The organism is Lewinellaceae bacterium, from assembly GCA_020636105.1.
Classification (GTDB): domain Bacteria; phylum Bacteroidota; class Bacteroidia; order Chitinophagales; family Saprospiraceae; genus BCD1.
In genome coordinates this window covers 3,644,196-3,660,279 of the sequence record JACJYL010000001.1, presented here as the reverse complement: position 1 = coordinate 3,660,279, position 16,084 = coordinate 3,644,196, and the positions used below count along the sequence as shown (strand labels likewise).

The 16,084-nt window shown below is 42.7% G+C and carries 15 protein-coding genes; 9 read left to right on the top strand and 6 right to left on the bottom strand.

Annotation, left to right across the window (positions count from 1 at the left end; genetic code table 11):
• Positions 1–2: 2 nt before the first annotated feature.
• Positions 3–584, bottom strand: coding sequence for a hypothetical protein (locus tag H6571_13720; GenBank protein ID MCB9324792.1), 582 nt, complete (start codon positions 582–584; stop codon positions 3–5).
• 142 nt (positions 585–726) lie between these two features.
• Here H6571_13720 and H6571_13715 point away from each other — a divergent pair, with 142 nt between their 5' ends.
• The 8 genes from H6571_13715 to H6571_13680 all read left to right on the top strand — a co-directional run bounded on the left by H6571_13715 (position 727) and on the right by H6571_13680 (position 8,412).
• Positions 727–1,605: a hypothetical protein gene (locus H6571_13715; protein ID MCB9324791.1), complete on the top strand. Its 879-nt coding sequence runs from the start codon at positions 727–729 to the stop codon at positions 1,603–1,605.
• Positions 1,606–1,624: 19 nt separating this feature from the next.
• A complete protein-coding gene (locus tag H6571_13710) occupies positions 1,625–1,918 on the top strand; it encodes a DUF3098 domain-containing protein (protein ID MCB9324790.1) in 294 nt (97 codons plus the stop codon).
• Positions 1,919–1,922: 4 nt separating this feature from the next.
• Positions 1,923–2,723: an undecaprenyl-diphosphate phosphatase gene (locus H6571_13705; protein MCB9324789.1), complete on the top strand. Its 801-nt coding sequence runs from the start codon at positions 1,923–1,925 to the stop codon at positions 2,721–2,723.
• 122 nt (positions 2,724–2,845) lie between these two features.
• On the top strand, positions 2,846–3,577 hold the full coding sequence (truB, locus tag H6571_13700; GenBank protein ID MCB9324788.1) for a tRNA pseudouridine(55) synthase TruB: 732 nt from the start codon (positions 2,846–2,848) through the stop codon (positions 3,575–3,577).
• A gap of 15 nt (positions 3,578–3,592) precedes the next feature.
• Complete coding sequence (locus tag H6571_13695; GenBank protein MCB9324787.1) at positions 3,593–4,333, top strand: glutamine amidotransferase; 741 nt, start codon at positions 3,593–3,595, stop codon at positions 4,331–4,333.
• 656 nt (positions 4,334–4,989) lie between these two features.
• The gene (gene rnr / locus H6571_13690) at positions 4,990–7,149 is read left to right on the top strand and encodes a ribonuclease R (protein ID MCB9324786.1); all 2,160 of its coding nucleotides are present in this window, start codon (positions 4,990–4,992) and stop codon (positions 7,147–7,149) included.
• Between the two features lie 368 nt (positions 7,150–7,517).
• The gene (locus H6571_13685) at positions 7,518–7,931 is read left to right on the top strand and encodes a CBS domain-containing protein (protein ID MCB9324785.1); all 414 of its coding nucleotides are present in this window, start codon (positions 7,518–7,520) and stop codon (positions 7,929–7,931) included.
• A gap of 34 nt (positions 7,932–7,965) precedes the next feature.
• Positions 7,966–8,412 (top strand): CBS domain-containing protein, encoded by a 447-nt coding sequence (locus H6571_13680; protein MCB9324784.1) that lies wholly within the window; start codon positions 7,966–7,968, stop codon positions 8,410–8,412.
• Between the two features lie 105 nt (positions 8,413–8,517).
• Here the strand turns inward: H6571_13680 and H6571_13675 are convergent, their stop codons facing one another.
• The 4 genes from H6571_13675 to H6571_13660 form a co-directional block, all read right to left on the bottom strand.
• Positions 8,518–9,225, bottom strand: coding sequence for a hypothetical protein (locus H6571_13675; GenBank protein ID MCB9324783.1), 708 nt, complete (start codon positions 9,223–9,225; stop codon positions 8,518–8,520).
• A 25-nt stretch (positions 9,226–9,250) separates the two neighbouring features.
• Positions 9,251–10,678 carry an outer membrane beta-barrel protein gene (locus tag H6571_13670; protein MCB9324782.1) on the bottom strand — a complete coding sequence of 476 codons (1,428 nt, stop codon included), beginning with the start codon at positions 10,676–10,678 and terminating at the stop codon, positions 9,251–9,253.
• A 96-nt stretch (positions 10,679–10,774) separates the two neighbouring features.
• Positions 10,775–11,317, bottom strand: a complete 543-nt coding sequence (locus H6571_13665) for an RNA polymerase sigma factor (GenBank protein ID MCB9324781.1) — start codon at positions 11,315–11,317, stop codon at positions 10,775–10,777.
• Positions 11,318–11,602: 285 nt separating this feature from the next.
• Positions 11,603–14,197, bottom strand: coding sequence for a M1 family metallopeptidase (locus tag H6571_13660; GenBank protein ID MCB9324780.1), 2,595 nt, complete (start codon positions 14,195–14,197; stop codon positions 11,603–11,605).
• Between the two features lie 178 nt (positions 14,198–14,375).
• Here H6571_13660 and H6571_13655 point away from each other — a divergent pair, with 178 nt between their 5' ends.
• Positions 14,376–15,134: an OmpA family protein gene (locus H6571_13655; GenBank protein MCB9324779.1), complete on the top strand. Its 759-nt coding sequence runs from the start codon at positions 14,376–14,378 to the stop codon at positions 15,132–15,134.
• An 80-nt stretch (positions 15,135–15,214) separates the two neighbouring features.
• Here H6571_13655 and H6571_13650 read toward each other — a convergent pair whose 3' ends face one another.
• A complete protein-coding gene (locus tag H6571_13650; protein ID MCB9324778.1) occupies positions 15,215–16,057 on the bottom strand; it encodes a DUF4249 domain-containing protein in 843 nt (280 codons plus the stop codon).
• Between the last annotated feature and the right edge of the window lie 27 nt (positions 16,058–16,084).

The window sequence follows — 16,084 nt, the reverse complement described above, 5'->3', positions numbered from 1 at the left end:
TTTTAAACCCTCGGGCATTTTTTGATCGTTGAAATGTTGTCGAGCAAAATATTTCCTCTGCGGGAAAAGGGCCCTTCTTTATAATAGGCCTCAAAGATAAGGTATCTGATCTCTTCCCTGGTAGAAAATTTCAAATGATAAGTTTTCCAGTTCGAATGGTCTACGAAATCCGTTTCCAGTAACAATTGATTTTTGTCGCATTTGGTATTTCCGCCCCAAACGCGCAATTTGATGGGCTCGTTGTACCCGGAATAGGTTTTGGAATGGGCCAGGTCGATTGAAAAGGTGTAACAGTCACCGCTTTTAAGCGGGGAGGTCAGGCGCTGACCAATGCTTTCCCAGGATCCGTCATCGCGCGTAATCAGCCCCACAAAGGTGTCTCCATCCGAAGGTTCTGTGTAAACGCCCCAAACTCCCGGTAGGATATCGGGGGTGGTTCCGAGAGCACAGGCATGCCAGGCTACGGGTACGGTGGCATCCTGGGGTTCTCCCTCAAAAGAAGGATTGATCAGATTCGTTTGAGCATGCAGGGGCAGCACGTTCACAAGAATTAGGGCATAAAAAAGGGCATTAAATTTTTTCATCAGTCCAGTTGTAAGTGCGTAAGCGAAGCAATAAAGGCCTTTAAAAGACATAACGTCAGGCTTATAAATTAAGTTTGGATACAAAAATAGATACAAAACGAAACAATAGTGTTAATTTTGCCCCTAATTGTATCCACCATATATGTCTGAATTTCCTGACAAGCTAAAAATTAAAACAAGACCGAACTATTTATACTCCATCATGAGTGTAGCATTGGTATTGTTTTTACTCGGCTTTTTTGCCCTGCTCATTGCCCATGGACAGCGCCTGGTAAAGTCATTTAAGGAGAAGGTGGTTATCGTGATCGAATTGAAGGATGAAATTTCTGACGAGGATGTAGGGGCATTGAGGGAGTCTTTATCGGGAAAGCCTTACACCAAAGCAGGAAGTGTTGAATATATAGATAAGGAATCGGCGGAAGAAGACATGAAGGAGACTTTTGGAGAAGATTTCTTAAAATTGGATATGCCCAACCCGTTTTACGATATTCTCACGTTTAATGTTAATGCAGGTTATGCCAACAGGGATAGTTTGATCAATATCAAAGGGGGGCTTAAAGATTCACCGGCTGTCAATGATGTTTTTTACCAGGAAAACCTTGTGGACCAGATTGCTGATAACATTAAAAAACTCAGCTGGATCACCCTGGGCATCGGTCTTTTTTTCATCTTTGTGGCCATTACGCTTATTCACAATACGGTTCGGCTGGCACTTTATGCCAACCGTTTCCTGATAAAGAATATGCAATTGGTGGGGGCAACCTGGGAGTTCATCAGCAGGCCATACATCTACAGAGCCATGCAACATGGACTGTTAAGCGCGCTGATCGCTGCAGTATTACTGGTGCTGGTTTTATTTTGGGCAGAAGTGAGCCTTCCCGCGTTGGGCGAACTTCAGGACTGGAATCTTATTGCAGTGTTATTTCTGGCCCTTCTTGTGCTCGGAATCCTGATCAACGCTTTAAGCACGCACAGCGTTGTCAAAAAATATTTAAAAATGCGTGAAGATGATTTGTATTGAACATTTATAACCATAAAAAATGAGTAAAAGTCAAAAGAAAAGAGTAGTGGTCACCACTTCCGCGGGATCCACTGGAGGCAGTATGAAAAATTCCTCGACGCAGGAATTGCTGTTCAATAAGGTAAACTACATGTGGATGGCAGGAGGAGCGGTGCTTATTATTTTGGGGTTGTTTTTGATGTCAGGGGGTAAAATGCCTGATCCCAATACATGGGATCCTGATCTTATATACAGTTTTCGCAGAACCGTTTTGGCACCTGTTGTCATCCTTGGCGGGCTGGTGATGGAAATCTACGCTATTTTCAAGAAATAAAGGCATGAACGATCTCATAGAAGCGATTATTCTCGGAATAATCCAGGGGTTGACTGAGTTCCTTCCTGTAAGCAGTAGCGGGCACCTCGAACTGGCAAAATACCTCCTTAAAGATGACAATGCGGCGTCCATGAGTATGCTCATGACGGTCACCCTTCACGGCGCCACCGCATTGAGTACAATACTCGTATTTCGAAAGGAGATCATGGAAATATTACGTGGATTATTTCAGTTCAGCTGGAACGAAGAACTTAAATACTCCCTCAAGATTATTTTGTCCATGATTCCTGCGGCATGTATCGGGTTGTTTTTTGAAGCTGAAATAGAGCAATTTTTTACCCGCCGTATAGGCCTGGTTGGTGCCATGTTGATCTTTACCGGAGGGCTTTTGTTCTTCGCGGATCGTGCAAAAAGAACCGGCCATAAGGTAAGTTACCTCAATGCATTCATCATTGGAATAGCGCAGGCTATTGCCATTATTCCAGGGATTTCAAGATCCGGAGCAACCATTTCGACCTCTGTATTGCTGGGAGTCGATCGTGAGCGCGCGGCGCGTTTCTCCTTCCTCATGGTGGTTCCTTTGATTTTGGGCAAAATGGGGAAAGATCTTTTAGACGGAGCCTTTACCACCAATGGGGATGATGCCCTTGCGCTCGGAATTGGATTTGTCGCCGCTTTTCTTACAGGAACTCTTGCCTGTTTATGGATGCTTAAAGTGGTAAAGAACAGTAAATTGTCTTACTTCGCCATTTATTGCCTGGTCGTCGGAAGCATAGCCCTGGCAGCAGCTTTTGGTGTTTTTTAAAAAAGCCGGCCATTTTAAATGGTTATTGAACTAAAAAAACATGAGTCATCCCGGCCCTTTGGGCTTCCCGTTAACGGGATTTCCCTGCGATCGGTTTTATATTTTACCTTTTATATTTTACAATGGATTCTCTTCCTCAATATGATTTTAAAGCCGGAACTATTCTACTCGTGGATAAACCTCTCGGGTGGACCTCTTTTGATGTGGTCAACAAGTTGCGTTATACGATAAGACATCGCCTGGGAGTCAGGAAAATTAAGGTTGGCCATGCGGGAACACTGGATCCTTTGGCCACCGGTTTGTTGATCATTTGCACCGGGAAGTTTACCAAAAAACTCAATGAATTCCAGGGGCTGCCCAAAACTTATACCGGAACCATTCAGCTTGGGGCTACCACGCCTTCTTTTGATGCCGAATCAGAGATTAATGAAACCTTCCCGACCAATCATATTACCCCCGAGCTGCTGGAAAGCGCCCGTCAGCGTTTTTTAGGAGAAATAGAACAATATCCGCCGATCTTTTCCGCGGTAAAAGTAGATGGTGTTCCGCTTTATGTACGGGCAAGAAAAGGAGAGGAGGTGGAGATCAAATCCAGGAAAGTGACTATTTATGACTTTAAGCTCACCCGGGTAGAAGGAAACGAAGTCGATTTTGAAGTGGTTTGCAGTAAAGGAACCTATATCCGCTCCCTGGCAAATGATTTTGGAATTGCGCTAAAAAGCGGTGCCTTTCTTTCGGCACTGCGCAGAACCAAGGTGAACGATTTTAGGATAGAGGAAGCCTGGAAACTGGAAGACCTCATCCATTATATAGACCATTCCGATAAAATAATTATCTCTACCGGGGAAGAATAAAGCCTTGATATTTTTATGGAGAAGCCCTTTTTGATCCTCCAGCTTCGAGCAAACGATAAGGCTTCAGATAATGAATTTGAAGCCTTTCTGAAATTTGGACACCTCCAAAGGGAAGAAGTTCGCAGAATACGTATGGAGTCTCAAAGTTTTCCCGAGATTGACCTGAACCATTATGCAGGGATGATTATCGGCGGAGGAGAATCTAACGTTTCGGATGAGGATTCCGTCAAGCCGCTCGTGCAGAAGGCTTTTGAGAAAAAGCTGGTCAGATTGCTGGAAGAGGTTTTTGAAAGAGATTTCCCGTTTTTGGGAGCGTGTTACGGGCTGGGTATTCTGGGGAAGTACCTTGGCGTTAAAGTGTCAAAAGAAAAATTCGGGGAACAGGCAGGAGCAGAAACCATCAAACTTACGGCTGATGGAGAGACAGACCCTCTGTTAAAAGGCGTTCCCAGGGAATTTCGGGCTTTTTTGGGACATAAAGAATCCTGGCAGGAAATCCCCGATCAATCGGTATTACTGGCCAGTTCGGCAAAATGCCCGGTGCATATGATCAGGGTGAAGCACAATATTTATGCTACTCAATTTCACCCCGAGTTAGATATTGATGGAGTTCTTCTGAGAATCAAAACTTATAATAATGCAGGGTATTTCTTGCCGGAGGAAGCCGAAGAATTGATTGAAAAGGTAAAAAAGGAAAATATCATTTATCCTATGAGGATATTAAAAAATTTCGTGGACAGGTATAAACAAAAATGACCACCAACTCCGGAAGTCGGCGGTCATTGAATATTGAAGGAAAACAGTGTTTTTAAATTTGTGTATTTGTGATATTTTAAGAAAAATCACAAAATTTCAAGTACCCTTCCTTTTTTCTGCAATCAAATTCTCACAGGTACTCAACGATTTTTGTTGGTTTTTAGGTCCCTAGTCCCCGGGGGTTATAATTCACAGATACCAGAAATTAGGAAAACGTTGTCTGAAAATTCGATTTTTATCAAAAAAATGAACTTTTTTTGATAAAAATCCTTTATTCAGTGATATGCCGGTTCTTTGGGAGGGTGAAAGTCAGGCTAAAATACCCATAGAACCCTCGGGGTTAAGGATTAAAACAATATTTTCCGCTTCGAAAAACGGCCTGAAAACCTTTTCCTTTCCGTTGAGTGTTGTTTTCCTGTGGACGACACGAAAAATAGATGCCGCATTATTGCAACGGACCTTCATCGAATGAATACTTTTGTGAATGATTAAGTAGTCGATAAAGAAAGGTTGACCAGGTTTGTGGGGAATCAACTGTTTTGAAGTTGCCTATAAGAGGTCCCCATTTTGGCTTTTCTCAGTCAGCAAAATACTGTGAAAAGCTACAGAACCCCAAATTATTTTTTAGGGATATTATTAAACAGAAAACAAAAAAAATGTCAAAGAATAGAAAAAAACCAATTAAAGGCAAAAAGCTGGCTCCCGGACAATTGCAAAATGAAATACTCAAAATGCTCAAACATCATCCTAAAAAAAGGATGACGGCCAGACAGGTCATTCTTAAATTAAAAATTGGAAACAACAGCGATGTAGTAGGCGCAGCCATGGACCGACTGGTCAAGAAAGAGCTGTTGCTGAAGGTGGAAGAAAATAAATATCAGTACAACGGTCGTTCGGACACTTCGTCCAACGGAGAAACTTATACAGGGATGGTTGATATGACCCGAACAGGTTCGGCTTATATTGTTTGCGATAACCTGGATGAGGATGTGCATGTCTCCCCTAAATACCTGAATTCAGCCCTTAACGGGGATAAGGTGTTGATCCGGGCATGGCGCCCCAGAGGGAGAAGGCGTATGGAAGGAGAAGTGATTGAAGTCAAGGAAAGGGGAACCTCTCAATTTATAGGAAATATTTATTTATACGAGAGCAATGCCATAGTCATCCCTGAGGGGAGCGCCGACATCGATATCATCGTGAACCTGGAAGACACCAAAGGAGCGAAACAAGGGAATGTGGTGGTCGTTAAGGTCACCGAATGGATTGGAGGCCGCAATAAAGTTATCAAAGGCAAAGTAATTTCTGTCCTGGGGGCTGAAGGAAGCAGTGACATTGATATGAAGGCCATTCTCATTAACAATGGATTCAATCTTGAATTCCCAGAGGAGGTGGTCGAAGAATCTGAAGCACTCTCCACAGAAATCACGAAGGAGGATATTCAAAGCCGAAGGGACATGCGCGAAGTCATCACGTTTACCATCGACCCTGAAACGGCGAAAGATTTTGACGATGCATTATCCATTCAATACCTCGAAAACGGGCAGTATGAAGTAGGTATCCATATTGCAGATGTCTCACATTACGTGTTGCCGGGTACCGCGTTGGACAAAGAGGCTTACAGACGATCTACTTCCGTTTACCTGGTAGACAGGGTGTTGCCGATGTTGCCGGAGAAATTATCCAATGAATTATGCTCTTTGCGCCCGCTGGAAGATAAGCTCACCTTTTCCGCCGTTTTTACTTTTGATAAGGACGACAAAATCGTTGACCGCTGGTTTGGAAGGACCATCATTCATTCAGACAGGCGATTTACCTATGAGGAAGCCCAGGAGATTCTGGAAAACGGGTCAGGAGAGTTCGCTGACGAGCTCAAAAAACTCAATAAGGTGGCAAAACATCTTAGAAAGATCCGCTTCAAACATGGAGCGATAAACTTTGAGACGGAGGAGGTTAAATTTCGCCTCGACGAAGAAGGAGTCCCCATGGAGGTTTATGTCAAAGAACGAAAAGATTCACACCTTCTCGTAGAAGATTTTATGCTTCTGGCCAACCGGGAAGTGGCCATTTATATTTTTAATAAGGGAAAATCAGAGGAAAATGAAATTCCTTTTGTCTATCGTATTCACGATGAACCGGACCCGGAACGCGTGGCCGAACTGGTGCGTTTTGCGGCGGAACTCGGCTTTGAAATGAAGGCTGCCACCCCCCAGCAAACGGCCAGTGCCTATAACAAACTGGCCGAGGCTGCAGAGAAAGATCCTGGGTTGAAATTACTTCAGCCACTTGCCATCAGGACGATGGCCAAAGCGGTGTATTCGACCAAAAACATTGGTCACTATGGCCTTGGTTTTAGTTATTACACCCATTTTACATCTCCTATCAGACGATATTCTGACGTGCTTTCCCACAGGGTGCTGGCCCGAAACCTAGGCGGTTCATGGCGAGCCAATAAAGAACAACTCGAAGAAGAATGTTTACATATTTCCCGGATGGAGCGCCGGGCCATGGAGGCGGAAAGAGAGTCCGTCAAATACAAACAGGTAGAATACCTTCAAAAACATAAAGGAGATGAATTTGATGGATTTGTTTCCGGGTTTAGCGAACGCGGAATTTTTATCCAGCTGGAATTGAATTTTTGTGAAGGAAGAGTGAGCTTCGAAACCATGAAGGAAGCCTACGACCTTTCTGACGGGAGGTTACATATTACCGGAAGGCGATCCGGGCAAGTCATCAAAATGGGCGACAAAGTGAGGGTCAGGGTAGTGGATACGGATCTCCACCGTCGCCAGGTAACGATGGTGTTTGTGGAAGCCTGAGTTTGTGGTGTTGAGGAGCTCCTAACCGTTTAGGAATTCATTTAATCCCGAATTTTGTCATGAGATAAAATTCGGGATTTTATATTATACCCCTTGGGGTTTTAAAATCTGTGGATTTTTCGGATCCTTTAATTTACCCTATTTTGCAGGCATCCTCTCTGTTTTAACCATGTCGATAATGATACATAGTTTTGGAATTGATTCATTTTTGAAATTTTTTATCCCATACCTACAGTACGAAAAAATATAGATTATTTGTACTGAGAAAAATCAATCTTTATTAATGATACTGGTCACCATAACTAATCTGTACCAAAACTATATTTGATGTATAGATTTTAAGCATGTAAACACACCTTAATCAAGGAATGATGAATCGGAATAGCCCAATAAAAGAAATAATGACCTCGGAGTTGATCACGGCCCGGGTAGAGGATTCTGTCAATCGTATTCGACAAATTTTCGAAGCCAATGATTTTCATCATTTGCCGGTAGTTGATAATGGAAGTGTACTTGTTGGAATGATTAGCAGAGAGGATATCAATAAGGTGGTTCAGTTGCTCGCTTTTGATTCAAAAAATGCAAAGCACGGCCCGATGAGGGCGAAGGATATCATGTCTAAGTCTCCCCTGTTACTCGATCCTGACGATACTATCGGCTTGGCAGCAGATGTATTTATGACCAATAAATTTCATGCTTTGCCAGTTGTCGAAGACAATGCCCTTGTCGGGCTTGTAACAACACACGATCTTTTGTCCTATTGTTTTTCATCGCCGTTGTAAAGTGCATTTTTATTCATTTCTAAAAAGCATAAAAGTGATGACTGTTTTAGTGAAAATTATGGATGTAATGACAACTGAGGTGGTTGCAGTGAAAGCTACAGACACCATGGATCGGGTAAGCCTGATTTTCAATTCCAAGGAAATCCACCATATACCCGTTGTGAATCCGGAGAACAAAGTGGTCGGCATCATTAGTAAAACGGATTATCACAAGTTGGAGCATGGATTCACTCTTTTTAGATCAAAAGAGAGCCAGGCCTACAATGATGCGATAATGCGGTCATTACTCGCAAGTGATGCGATGACAAAACAGGTGGTTACCCTATTACCAACAGAGAGCATTTCTGTAGCCGTGGATATTTTTCGCGAAAATTTATTCCACGCGATACCTGTTGTTGATGAACACCAAAAACTGGTGGGCATCCTCACGACTTATGACTTGTTGAATTATGCTTTCCGAGTCCCTGGTCTGATAGAATAATGTCTTAGGAGTTTCGGTTTGAAACGATTTTATACCGAACTACTAAAAGTTCCCTTTCATACTTTTTGGTTCCTGGCTTTTGTTGAGGAACCATTTTTTTTGGGGTTAAAGATTGTACCATAAGCCGGTTTTAATCGCCGGGATGATAGAATTGGCTTTGTCAAGAGGCGTGACATCTGTTGTCATGAGTTTGGCATCGGCAATCAGGTAAACCGAGAACAAGTCGCTTAAAGCCCATTCAGCGCCTATCCCGAAGCCTGCGGAAAAGACAAATTTCCGTTTTGGGATAAAGGGTTCGGCGGTGGATGTTTTTGTGTCCAGGTCACCATTGTCCAGGAAGTAAAGGGTGGTATTTCTGTTACTCAAAAAAACGTCCCCTTCCAGATATGGCTGGATAAATAAGCGAAGTCTTTTTTCGGTCAAATAATATTTTATGCCCGTCTGTACGGCCCCGAATAATTGAAAGACCCTGGCATCTGATTTATGTGGAAGGGAAGGATCGGGCACGTAGTTACCCATGTTATCGGTTTCGCTTCCCCATTTCAGAGAGTCGATGGTATGCCTGCCGGTGGATAATAATCCCAGACTTGAATAAAGGAAGAATTTTTCCGTAAAAGCAAATTGATAGTCAAATCCCGGAGCCACGGAATAATATCCTTTTTCGCCGGCAGGTTTCACCGGGGCCAAAGAATAAGATTTTCCGACAGCAAAATGCAGGCCCACTGAATGCTGGGCATGTATCGGGGTAAAAAAAGCAAGCAAAACACTTATTCCAAGGGCAGAAATTAATTTTTTATATAATTCGGATGGCATGTATTGATTCACTTTTTTTGAGTGTTTAAAAATGATACTTCAAAGCAAGAGAAAGACCGAAAGCATTTTGCTTAGTCGTTAATACAGAAGCCAGGGAGTGATAATAGAGAGCTTCCATACCTATGGAAGATCTTAATCCCAGGTCGTATTCCACCCCGGAAGCCATCCCTAATTCAAGGAATGACTCATTCAGGGCATCATTTTTTATTTGAACCTTCTCCAGAGTGAGCCTTTCATCGGACAAGTTGGAGTCCCCAAGGTTTTTATGGCTTACCGTAAGGATATTCCAGGCCATTCCTGTTTTAGCATATAGGTGTAGTCTTTTGTTACCAATACGATATCTAAGCCAAAGAGGGAGACTAAGATATCTGTTGTTGTATTTGAAGAATGCATCCAGTTGAAACGTTTCTCCGTCTTCGATATCCATTCCCTGGGATTGCAGGTTGTTGACAATTTGGTATCTGAATACGGGAGACTGGTCTGTGTTGTTGGTGTAAGATCCAACGGGATTTCCGTCTACATCATAAGAGATCGTGTGTTCGCCGGAATAATTAAACTGTTGGGAATCAAACAGGCCAAGGCGATTGTTCCGGTATCCGACACCTGTTTCCAGGCTCCATTTTTTGGTGAACTGGATTCCGGCAAGGATCGTAAATTCATCTCTTACAGTATTCGAAAGATGAAATCCTGGAACATCTGAAGCGGTAACTTCATTTTTACTTTTATTAAGCGGATTGTTGTAGAAAGTAGCCAGGGAGCCTCCATTAAAAGAAAAATAAAAGCCGGCTTTACTTTTTACCGGGTCAATTTTCACTTTTTGGTCAAAGGGCAAAACGGGGGCTTCAAGCATGGCGAATCTTTGGGTACCCAGGAAATTAACCTTTCCTGTCTTTTTCACTGATTCGGGCAAAAGAGGTAATTGGGGTTGAAGTTCCGTTATTTTTGTCGGAAGGGTTTCCACAGAGGAGGTTTCCTGAGCAATTAAAATTTTATGGGGGATAAAATTAAGATTGCCGGGTTCATTAGCTATTGTTGCCACGGGGTTATTAAAGCGATTTCCATTGGTGGAATTTGATTCCAGCAATTTATCTTCTCCATAGGAGGCTTCATTTAAATTTTCAGAAGCAGCAGGATTGACTTCATCAAAACCGGAAATCCCCTTTTCCGGCCGGGAGGATCGGTCATTTTTAAGGGCTTCGATATCGGCTCTTTGTTGATCGATTATTTTTTCGAATTGCAGCAGGCGTTGATATTGCCAAAGGCTCAGCAGGAGAATGAAAGCCAAGACCGCTCCAAGCCACCATTGCTGTTTTTTCCACCAGGCGATTGGCGGTTTAGGGGGAATTGAGGCTCCGATCCGGTCCCACATTTCAGGTCGGGGAACTTCTTCATAGTCCTTCATTCTACGATTGAAAAACCCTTCCAGATCATCATTATTGTAGCGGTTTGCCATATTCTATTTGATTTGTCTTTTCATAAAAAGTTTCCTTCAAAAAACCTTTTCACCCGGGTTGGAATTTGATTTAAAATCGGGCTTTAAGGTGTATTTTCAGACCACTTTCTCCAATAATTTTCTCAATGTTGCTTTTGCTCTCGACAGTTGGGATTTTGAGGTTGATTCGGTAATTTCCAGCATTTCTCCAATTTCTTTATGCGAGTACCCTTCCACCACATACAGGTTGAAGACTATACGGTATCCTTCCGGAAGCTTTTGCACCATTTCTATGATTGTCCGGGCACCAAAGTCGCTAAAAATATCATCGGAATCTTCGGGGTCGTAAATTAGGTCATCGAGGCTTAGTTGATTTTTTCTTTTTTGGTTCTGACGAATCTTTTCCAGTGCTACGTTCACCATGAGCCTGTGCATCCAGGCCGAAAAGGATCCCGTCGGTTGGTATTTGTAAAGATTGTTGTAAATTTTTATAAAGCCCTCCTGGAGGAAATCTTCTGCTTCTTCTCTGTTAGACGCATAACGAAGGCAAACCCCATACAATTTGGCGCTATAGCGACGGTAAAGCAACTCCTGTGCGTGCCGTTCTCCATTGTTGCATGCCTTGATCAATTCCTGTTCAGTCAATTGCAGCGGTTTTATGACAAGTTAATGCAATTTACAAAAGAAAGGTTGCAAATGAAAGCAATAGAATCAGGAGACTTGGGGATTTTAGGCATAATCGACCGGCGGCGGGCTCATATGGACATTAAGGATAAAAACACATGGAATGTCCCGAATTTTCAACAAATAACCTAATATTGGAATTTCCATGATTATTTGAAGGGTTTTCGGTTTATCACTTTGTATAAAAGAAAAATCCCGAATTTTATCTGATCAGATAAAATTCGGGATGTCTCATGTTGTTTTTACTTAAAAAAAAGGCAATTAAAACTGCTGGTCGTAAATCGCTTTTAGTTGAGTATTGGTTTCCCTGGCTTTTATGTCAGAAAGCATCTTGTCGAGCTTATCCATTGTGGCGGTATCGGTGAAGGGTAAATTCTTTTTCACATTACTGATCGCCGCAGCTGCGCCAACCCTGCCCCATAAGGATAGAGTCATATCGGTGGCAATGTTGAACAATTTATCCAGGGCTTCATCCCTATAGGTTGTTCCGGCCTTTTCCGCCAACTGCATATAGGCACCGAAAAAAGGAATAGCGTCAAAACCATTTGCTTCACTCAGTTTGTTTTCGAAAAAAGGGAGATGAGAGGCATCACCAGATTCTACATAAATTTTGGCAATGGAATTGATGATATCCCAATTATCTTCATTTTCAAGGTTCTTGACATACAGGGCAGCTGTAGTTTTATCCTTTTCACTCAGCAGCTCCAGGGCGGCACCTATAACCGGGTAGGCGCGTTCTTTGTCGATAATACGTTTGGCAACCTCAATCACTTCAGCATCGCGTCCGATGGCACGTAATTTTTCCAGTGCGGCAGACCTTACTGCGGAATGCGGGTCATTTTCGGCGAGGTTCAACAAGAGATCCTGTACGTCTTTTTCTTCAATATCGTAAGAAGGAAGCTCATAAATAGCCATCTGTCGGATAAACCAGTACGGATCGGTAATGGCCGAACGGACGGCCATTGTGGCGATTTTTGAATCATCGGTACGAAGATTCGAAACGGCTTCGTAACGGTCTGCAAATCTTGGCGCATTGTACAATTGGAAAATATAATTATCTACTGTTTTATCGTCTTCCACCGTAGCCAGCAAGGCATGATCCGGATCGAAATTGATCAATTGCGGTGCAGCGGGAACATCAAAAGTGAACGTTTGAATGCGCTGGTTCACGACAATAGGTTCGCGAATTACGGAAGTAGGGCTGATATAGATATCCACAAAAGTGGGCAACACAAAAATGGCCGGCATACTTTCCGGATCCTGCGTTTGCTCTACGGTTACCAATGCCTGCATATTTGTTTCATCGTAGTCGTACGAGATATCGAGTGCCGGGTGACCCTGGCTGAGGTACCATTGGTTGAAAAACCAGTTGAGGTCTTTTCCTGTGACAGCTTCAAAAGCCAGCCTGAGGTCGTGTACTTCCACCGGCCGATAGGCATTATCGGTAAGATATTTGTTCAAGGAAGCGAAAAAAGCGTCATCACCAACGTAACTACGAAGCATGTGTAATACCGCTCCGCCTTTATTGTAACTATGCGCATCAAACATATCCTCCTTGTCGTCGTATCCGAAGTCGATCAAAGGATGCATATCACGGTAGGAAGCATTAAAATAACCGGATCGTTCATCCATCATATGGTGATCTGCGGCATCAATTCCTTCCTGATGTTCCAGCCAAAGAAATTCAGCATAATTGGCAAATCCTTCATTGAGGGTCAGGTTGGCCCAGCTTTCACAGGTCACGTAATCACCAAACCAATGGTGAAACATCTCGTGAGCCACAATGAGATCGTTATTGTTGTCGATCAGTTCGCGCTCGTGCTTTTGGATGAATTCGCCGAAAACAACCGCTGTCGTATTCTCCATGGCTCCGGAAACATAATCCCGAACGATGATCTGGTCGAATTTTGGCCAAGGGTATTTGAAGTTGAGTTTTTCAGAAAAGAAGGTCAGCATCTCCGGAGTGTTCGAATAGATGGCTTTGGCATCTTTTTCATATTCTGGTTCCACGTAGTACGACAGCGGGATGCCTTCCCAGCTGTCCTTTACCACCGCAAAATCGCCCACGGCGATCATAAAAAGATAAGGAGCGTGAGGCTGGTCCATTTTCCAGTAATCGGTACGGGTTCCGTCCTCATTTTTTGTGGAGGAAACAAAACTACCATTAGAAAGGGTTTTGTATTTATCATCTACTGTCAGGTATATTTCCTCGGTAGATTTTTCCTTAGGTTTGTCAATGGTTGGAAACCAGCGGGAGTTGGCCTCTGTTTCACCCTGGCTCCATATCTGTGTAGGTTTTTCCGGGTCATCGCCTTTAGAGTTGATAAAATATAACCCTTTGTCGGAAGTGATAGCACTGCTACCACCTGAAGCTGAAGGGGTGGCCACATAATCAATGAACAGGGAATAAGTTTCATTCCTGGTGAAGAGCCGTCCCAGGTTTATTTTGATCTGGCTACCGTCGTACGTATAGATTAAATTTTCCTTTTGATCTGCAAAACGAACGGCCTTGAATTCAAAATTTTTGGCATCCAGCACCAATTCATCCGTAGGGTAGAAATAGGGCTTGAATTTCAGGGTTGCTTTTCCTATAACTTTTTCATTTCCCCAGTCAAATTTAAGGTCCAGTTTAGTGTGGAGCAAGTCATTTGACTGAGTAAAAGTTTCATTGTATTTGGGAAGCGTGTACTCGATTTCCGAATCCTCCTCACTGCCATCGTATGCAGGAGCTGTAACAACAATAGGATCGAGGTCCCGGATTTCAGTGACTATTGGAGTTTCATTGGAGGGAATGCCTTTTTGAGTATTACAACTCAATGCGAGCAAAACAACGACCATAAAAAGGAATGATCTCATTTTTTTTAGTTTAAAATTTATAAAAATAAGGTGCAAAAATACTCTTTTTATCTTTGTTTTGTTCAAAAAATATAATTGCTTTGCACTTGATAGCTATTAAGCTCTTTTTTTTTATTATATTTGGCCGATAAAATTTATTCATCTTATACTTAATTAATTAACTAAAAACGATTAGAACATGCGTATTATATCCAAATTGTTCGTCTTTGTATTAGTGGTCGGTTTGTTGTCATCTTGTGTTTCTAAGAAGAAATATGATGAACTTACAGCTGCTAAAGAAGCTACTGACCAGGCATTAGCTGAAACTCAAATGCAGGTTAAATCTTTGTCTGAAGAAAAAGATGCTCTCGCAGCAGATCTCCAGTCAACTAAAACAGACCTGAACGGGAAGATTTCAGACCTTGATGCTAAATTGAATGATGCAACAAGCAAAATGGGTCAAATGACTGAGAAACTGAATATGACTCAGGCTGAGCTGGACAAACTCAAAGCTCAGATCAACGGTATGTTTGCTGCTTATACAAACAGCGGACTTTCTCTTGAAGACAAAGACGGCAGATTGTACGTGGTAACAAATTCTCCTGTAAACTACGGAAGCAGTTCAGCAAGACTGAACAAAGATCAGCGTGATGCTATTGATGCTTTGGCTGAAACTTTGAAAGCTAATCCTGCTGTTAAGATTGTTATTGAAGGACATACTGACAGCCAGAAATTTAAAGCTGATACAGGTAGCGATAACTGGAATCTCAGTATTCAGCGTGCCAATTCTGTTGCTCGTCGTTTGTTGAACAAAGGCGTTGCTGCTTCTCAGATTTCTGTAGCCGGTAGAGCTGACGGTGTTCCTGTTGGTGATAACGCAACCAGTGAAGGAAGAGCTGCAAACAGAAGAACTGTTGTATTGCCTAACCCTGATTTGGGTGGATTGAAAGGAAACTAATTCTTTCAAATCTGGAGCAATAAAAAAAGCCGGAAGGATTCATTCTTCCGGCTTTTTTTTTATCCTTTGAACCTTCCCCGTCATCGCTCAATGATCGTATATCGCCTGTCATAAGTGAATCCGGTAAAAATGCCGATCGCATTGGCCGTGCCCCCGATATTTGAAACGATCGGACTGGGCTGGGCGAAAGGATTTCCATTTGACTGGCTGGCGAAATCAATACTTTGGAGAAATTCAAAATAGTCTTCTTCAATACTGTAAATCGTATTGATGATGGTATCCCCTTCTGAATAATCAAAAAACGAACCGAAGATGATGGTGCCTTCTGAGGCGCGGTCATCAATCGGGAAACTCCAGATTGGAATACTGTCCAGACTGCCTTCGTGAAGTACTCTTCGGAAATAATTGTCCCTTGTCGGATCGTCTGTCATATAGATCAGCAGGCGGGCGAGCGTATCATTTTGAGCAAATTGGGTCACCACACTGTCAATGGTCATGGGTTTCGTTATTTTCGTCTTCCCGGTGATGGTTTTTCCATCTTTCGTCGTGATCAGCAAATCAAAATCATTTTCAAAATCAAAAGGAACAATTTCATCAGAAGTGTAATTGAAGATCTTTTGTATTGAAGGGTTGAAAGTCAGGTTGTTTTCGAGTGCATAAACCTGTCCGTTATAGGAAATGGAAACGGTGGCGTCCTCTTCCAGGATGCCATTCAGGTAATCGATGGTATTGGTCGGGAAGGCTTCGAAATAGGGAGATGTTCGGGTGAGCAGTAAATTCATGGGCTGCCCCGGTTCCAGGTAACATTCCAGGAAAAGCCTGCCTTCGTAATCAGGTAGGTCGATTTCAACTTCTCTTTCAAGGTCGCAAGATGCTATGGCAAAAGCTATAAAGGTGAAAGCCAATATTTTAAAGTAGTTCATTTTATTATTTTTTATCATGGTTCAAAG

Excerpts from the sequence above, each read along its gene's own strand:
- H6571_13685 (MCB9324785.1), top strand. The coding sequence starts at position 7,518 with ATGATGAATCGGAATAGCCCAATAAAAGAAATAATGACCTCGGAGTTG.
- H6571_13715 (MCB9324791.1), top strand. The coding sequence starts at position 727 with ATGTCTGAATTTCCTGACAAGCTAAAAATTAAAACAAGACCGAACTAT.
- H6571_13710 (MCB9324790.1), top strand. The coding sequence starts at position 1,625 with ATGAGTAAAAGTCAAAAGAAAAGAGTAGTGGTCACCACTTCCGCGGGA.
- truB (MCB9324788.1), top strand. The coding sequence starts at position 2,846 with ATGGATTCTCTTCCTCAATATGATTTTAAAGCCGGAACTATTCTACTC.
- H6571_13660 (MCB9324780.1), bottom strand. The coding sequence starts at position 14,197 with ATGAGATCATTCCTTTTTATGGTCGTTGTTTTGCTCGCATTGAGTTGT.
- H6571_13655 (MCB9324779.1), top strand. The coding sequence starts at position 14,376 with ATGCGTATTATATCCAAATTGTTCGTCTTTGTATTAGTGGTCGGTTTG.
- H6571_13720 (MCB9324792.1), bottom strand. The coding sequence starts at position 584 with ATGAAAAAATTTAATGCCCTTTTTTATGCCCTAATTCTTGTGAACGTG.
- H6571_13705 (MCB9324789.1), top strand. The coding sequence starts at position 1,923 with ATGAACGATCTCATAGAAGCGATTATTCTCGGAATAATCCAGGGGTTG.
- H6571_13670 (MCB9324782.1), bottom strand. The coding sequence starts at position 10,678 with ATGGCAAACCGCTACAATAATGATGATCTGGAAGGGTTTTTCAATCGT.
- rnr (MCB9324786.1), top strand. The coding sequence starts at position 4,990 with ATGTCAAAGAATAGAAAAAAACCAATTAAAGGCAAAAAGCTGGCTCCC.
- H6571_13675 (MCB9324783.1), bottom strand. The coding sequence starts at position 9,225 with ATGCCATCCGAATTATATAAAAAATTAATTTCTGCCCTTGGAATAAGT.
- H6571_13695 (MCB9324787.1), top strand. The coding sequence starts at position 3,593 with ATGGAGAAGCCCTTTTTGATCCTCCAGCTTCGAGCAAACGATAAGGCT.
- H6571_13650 (MCB9324778.1), bottom strand. The coding sequence starts at position 16,057 with ATGAACTACTTTAAAATATTGGCTTTCACCTTTATAGCTTTTGCCATA.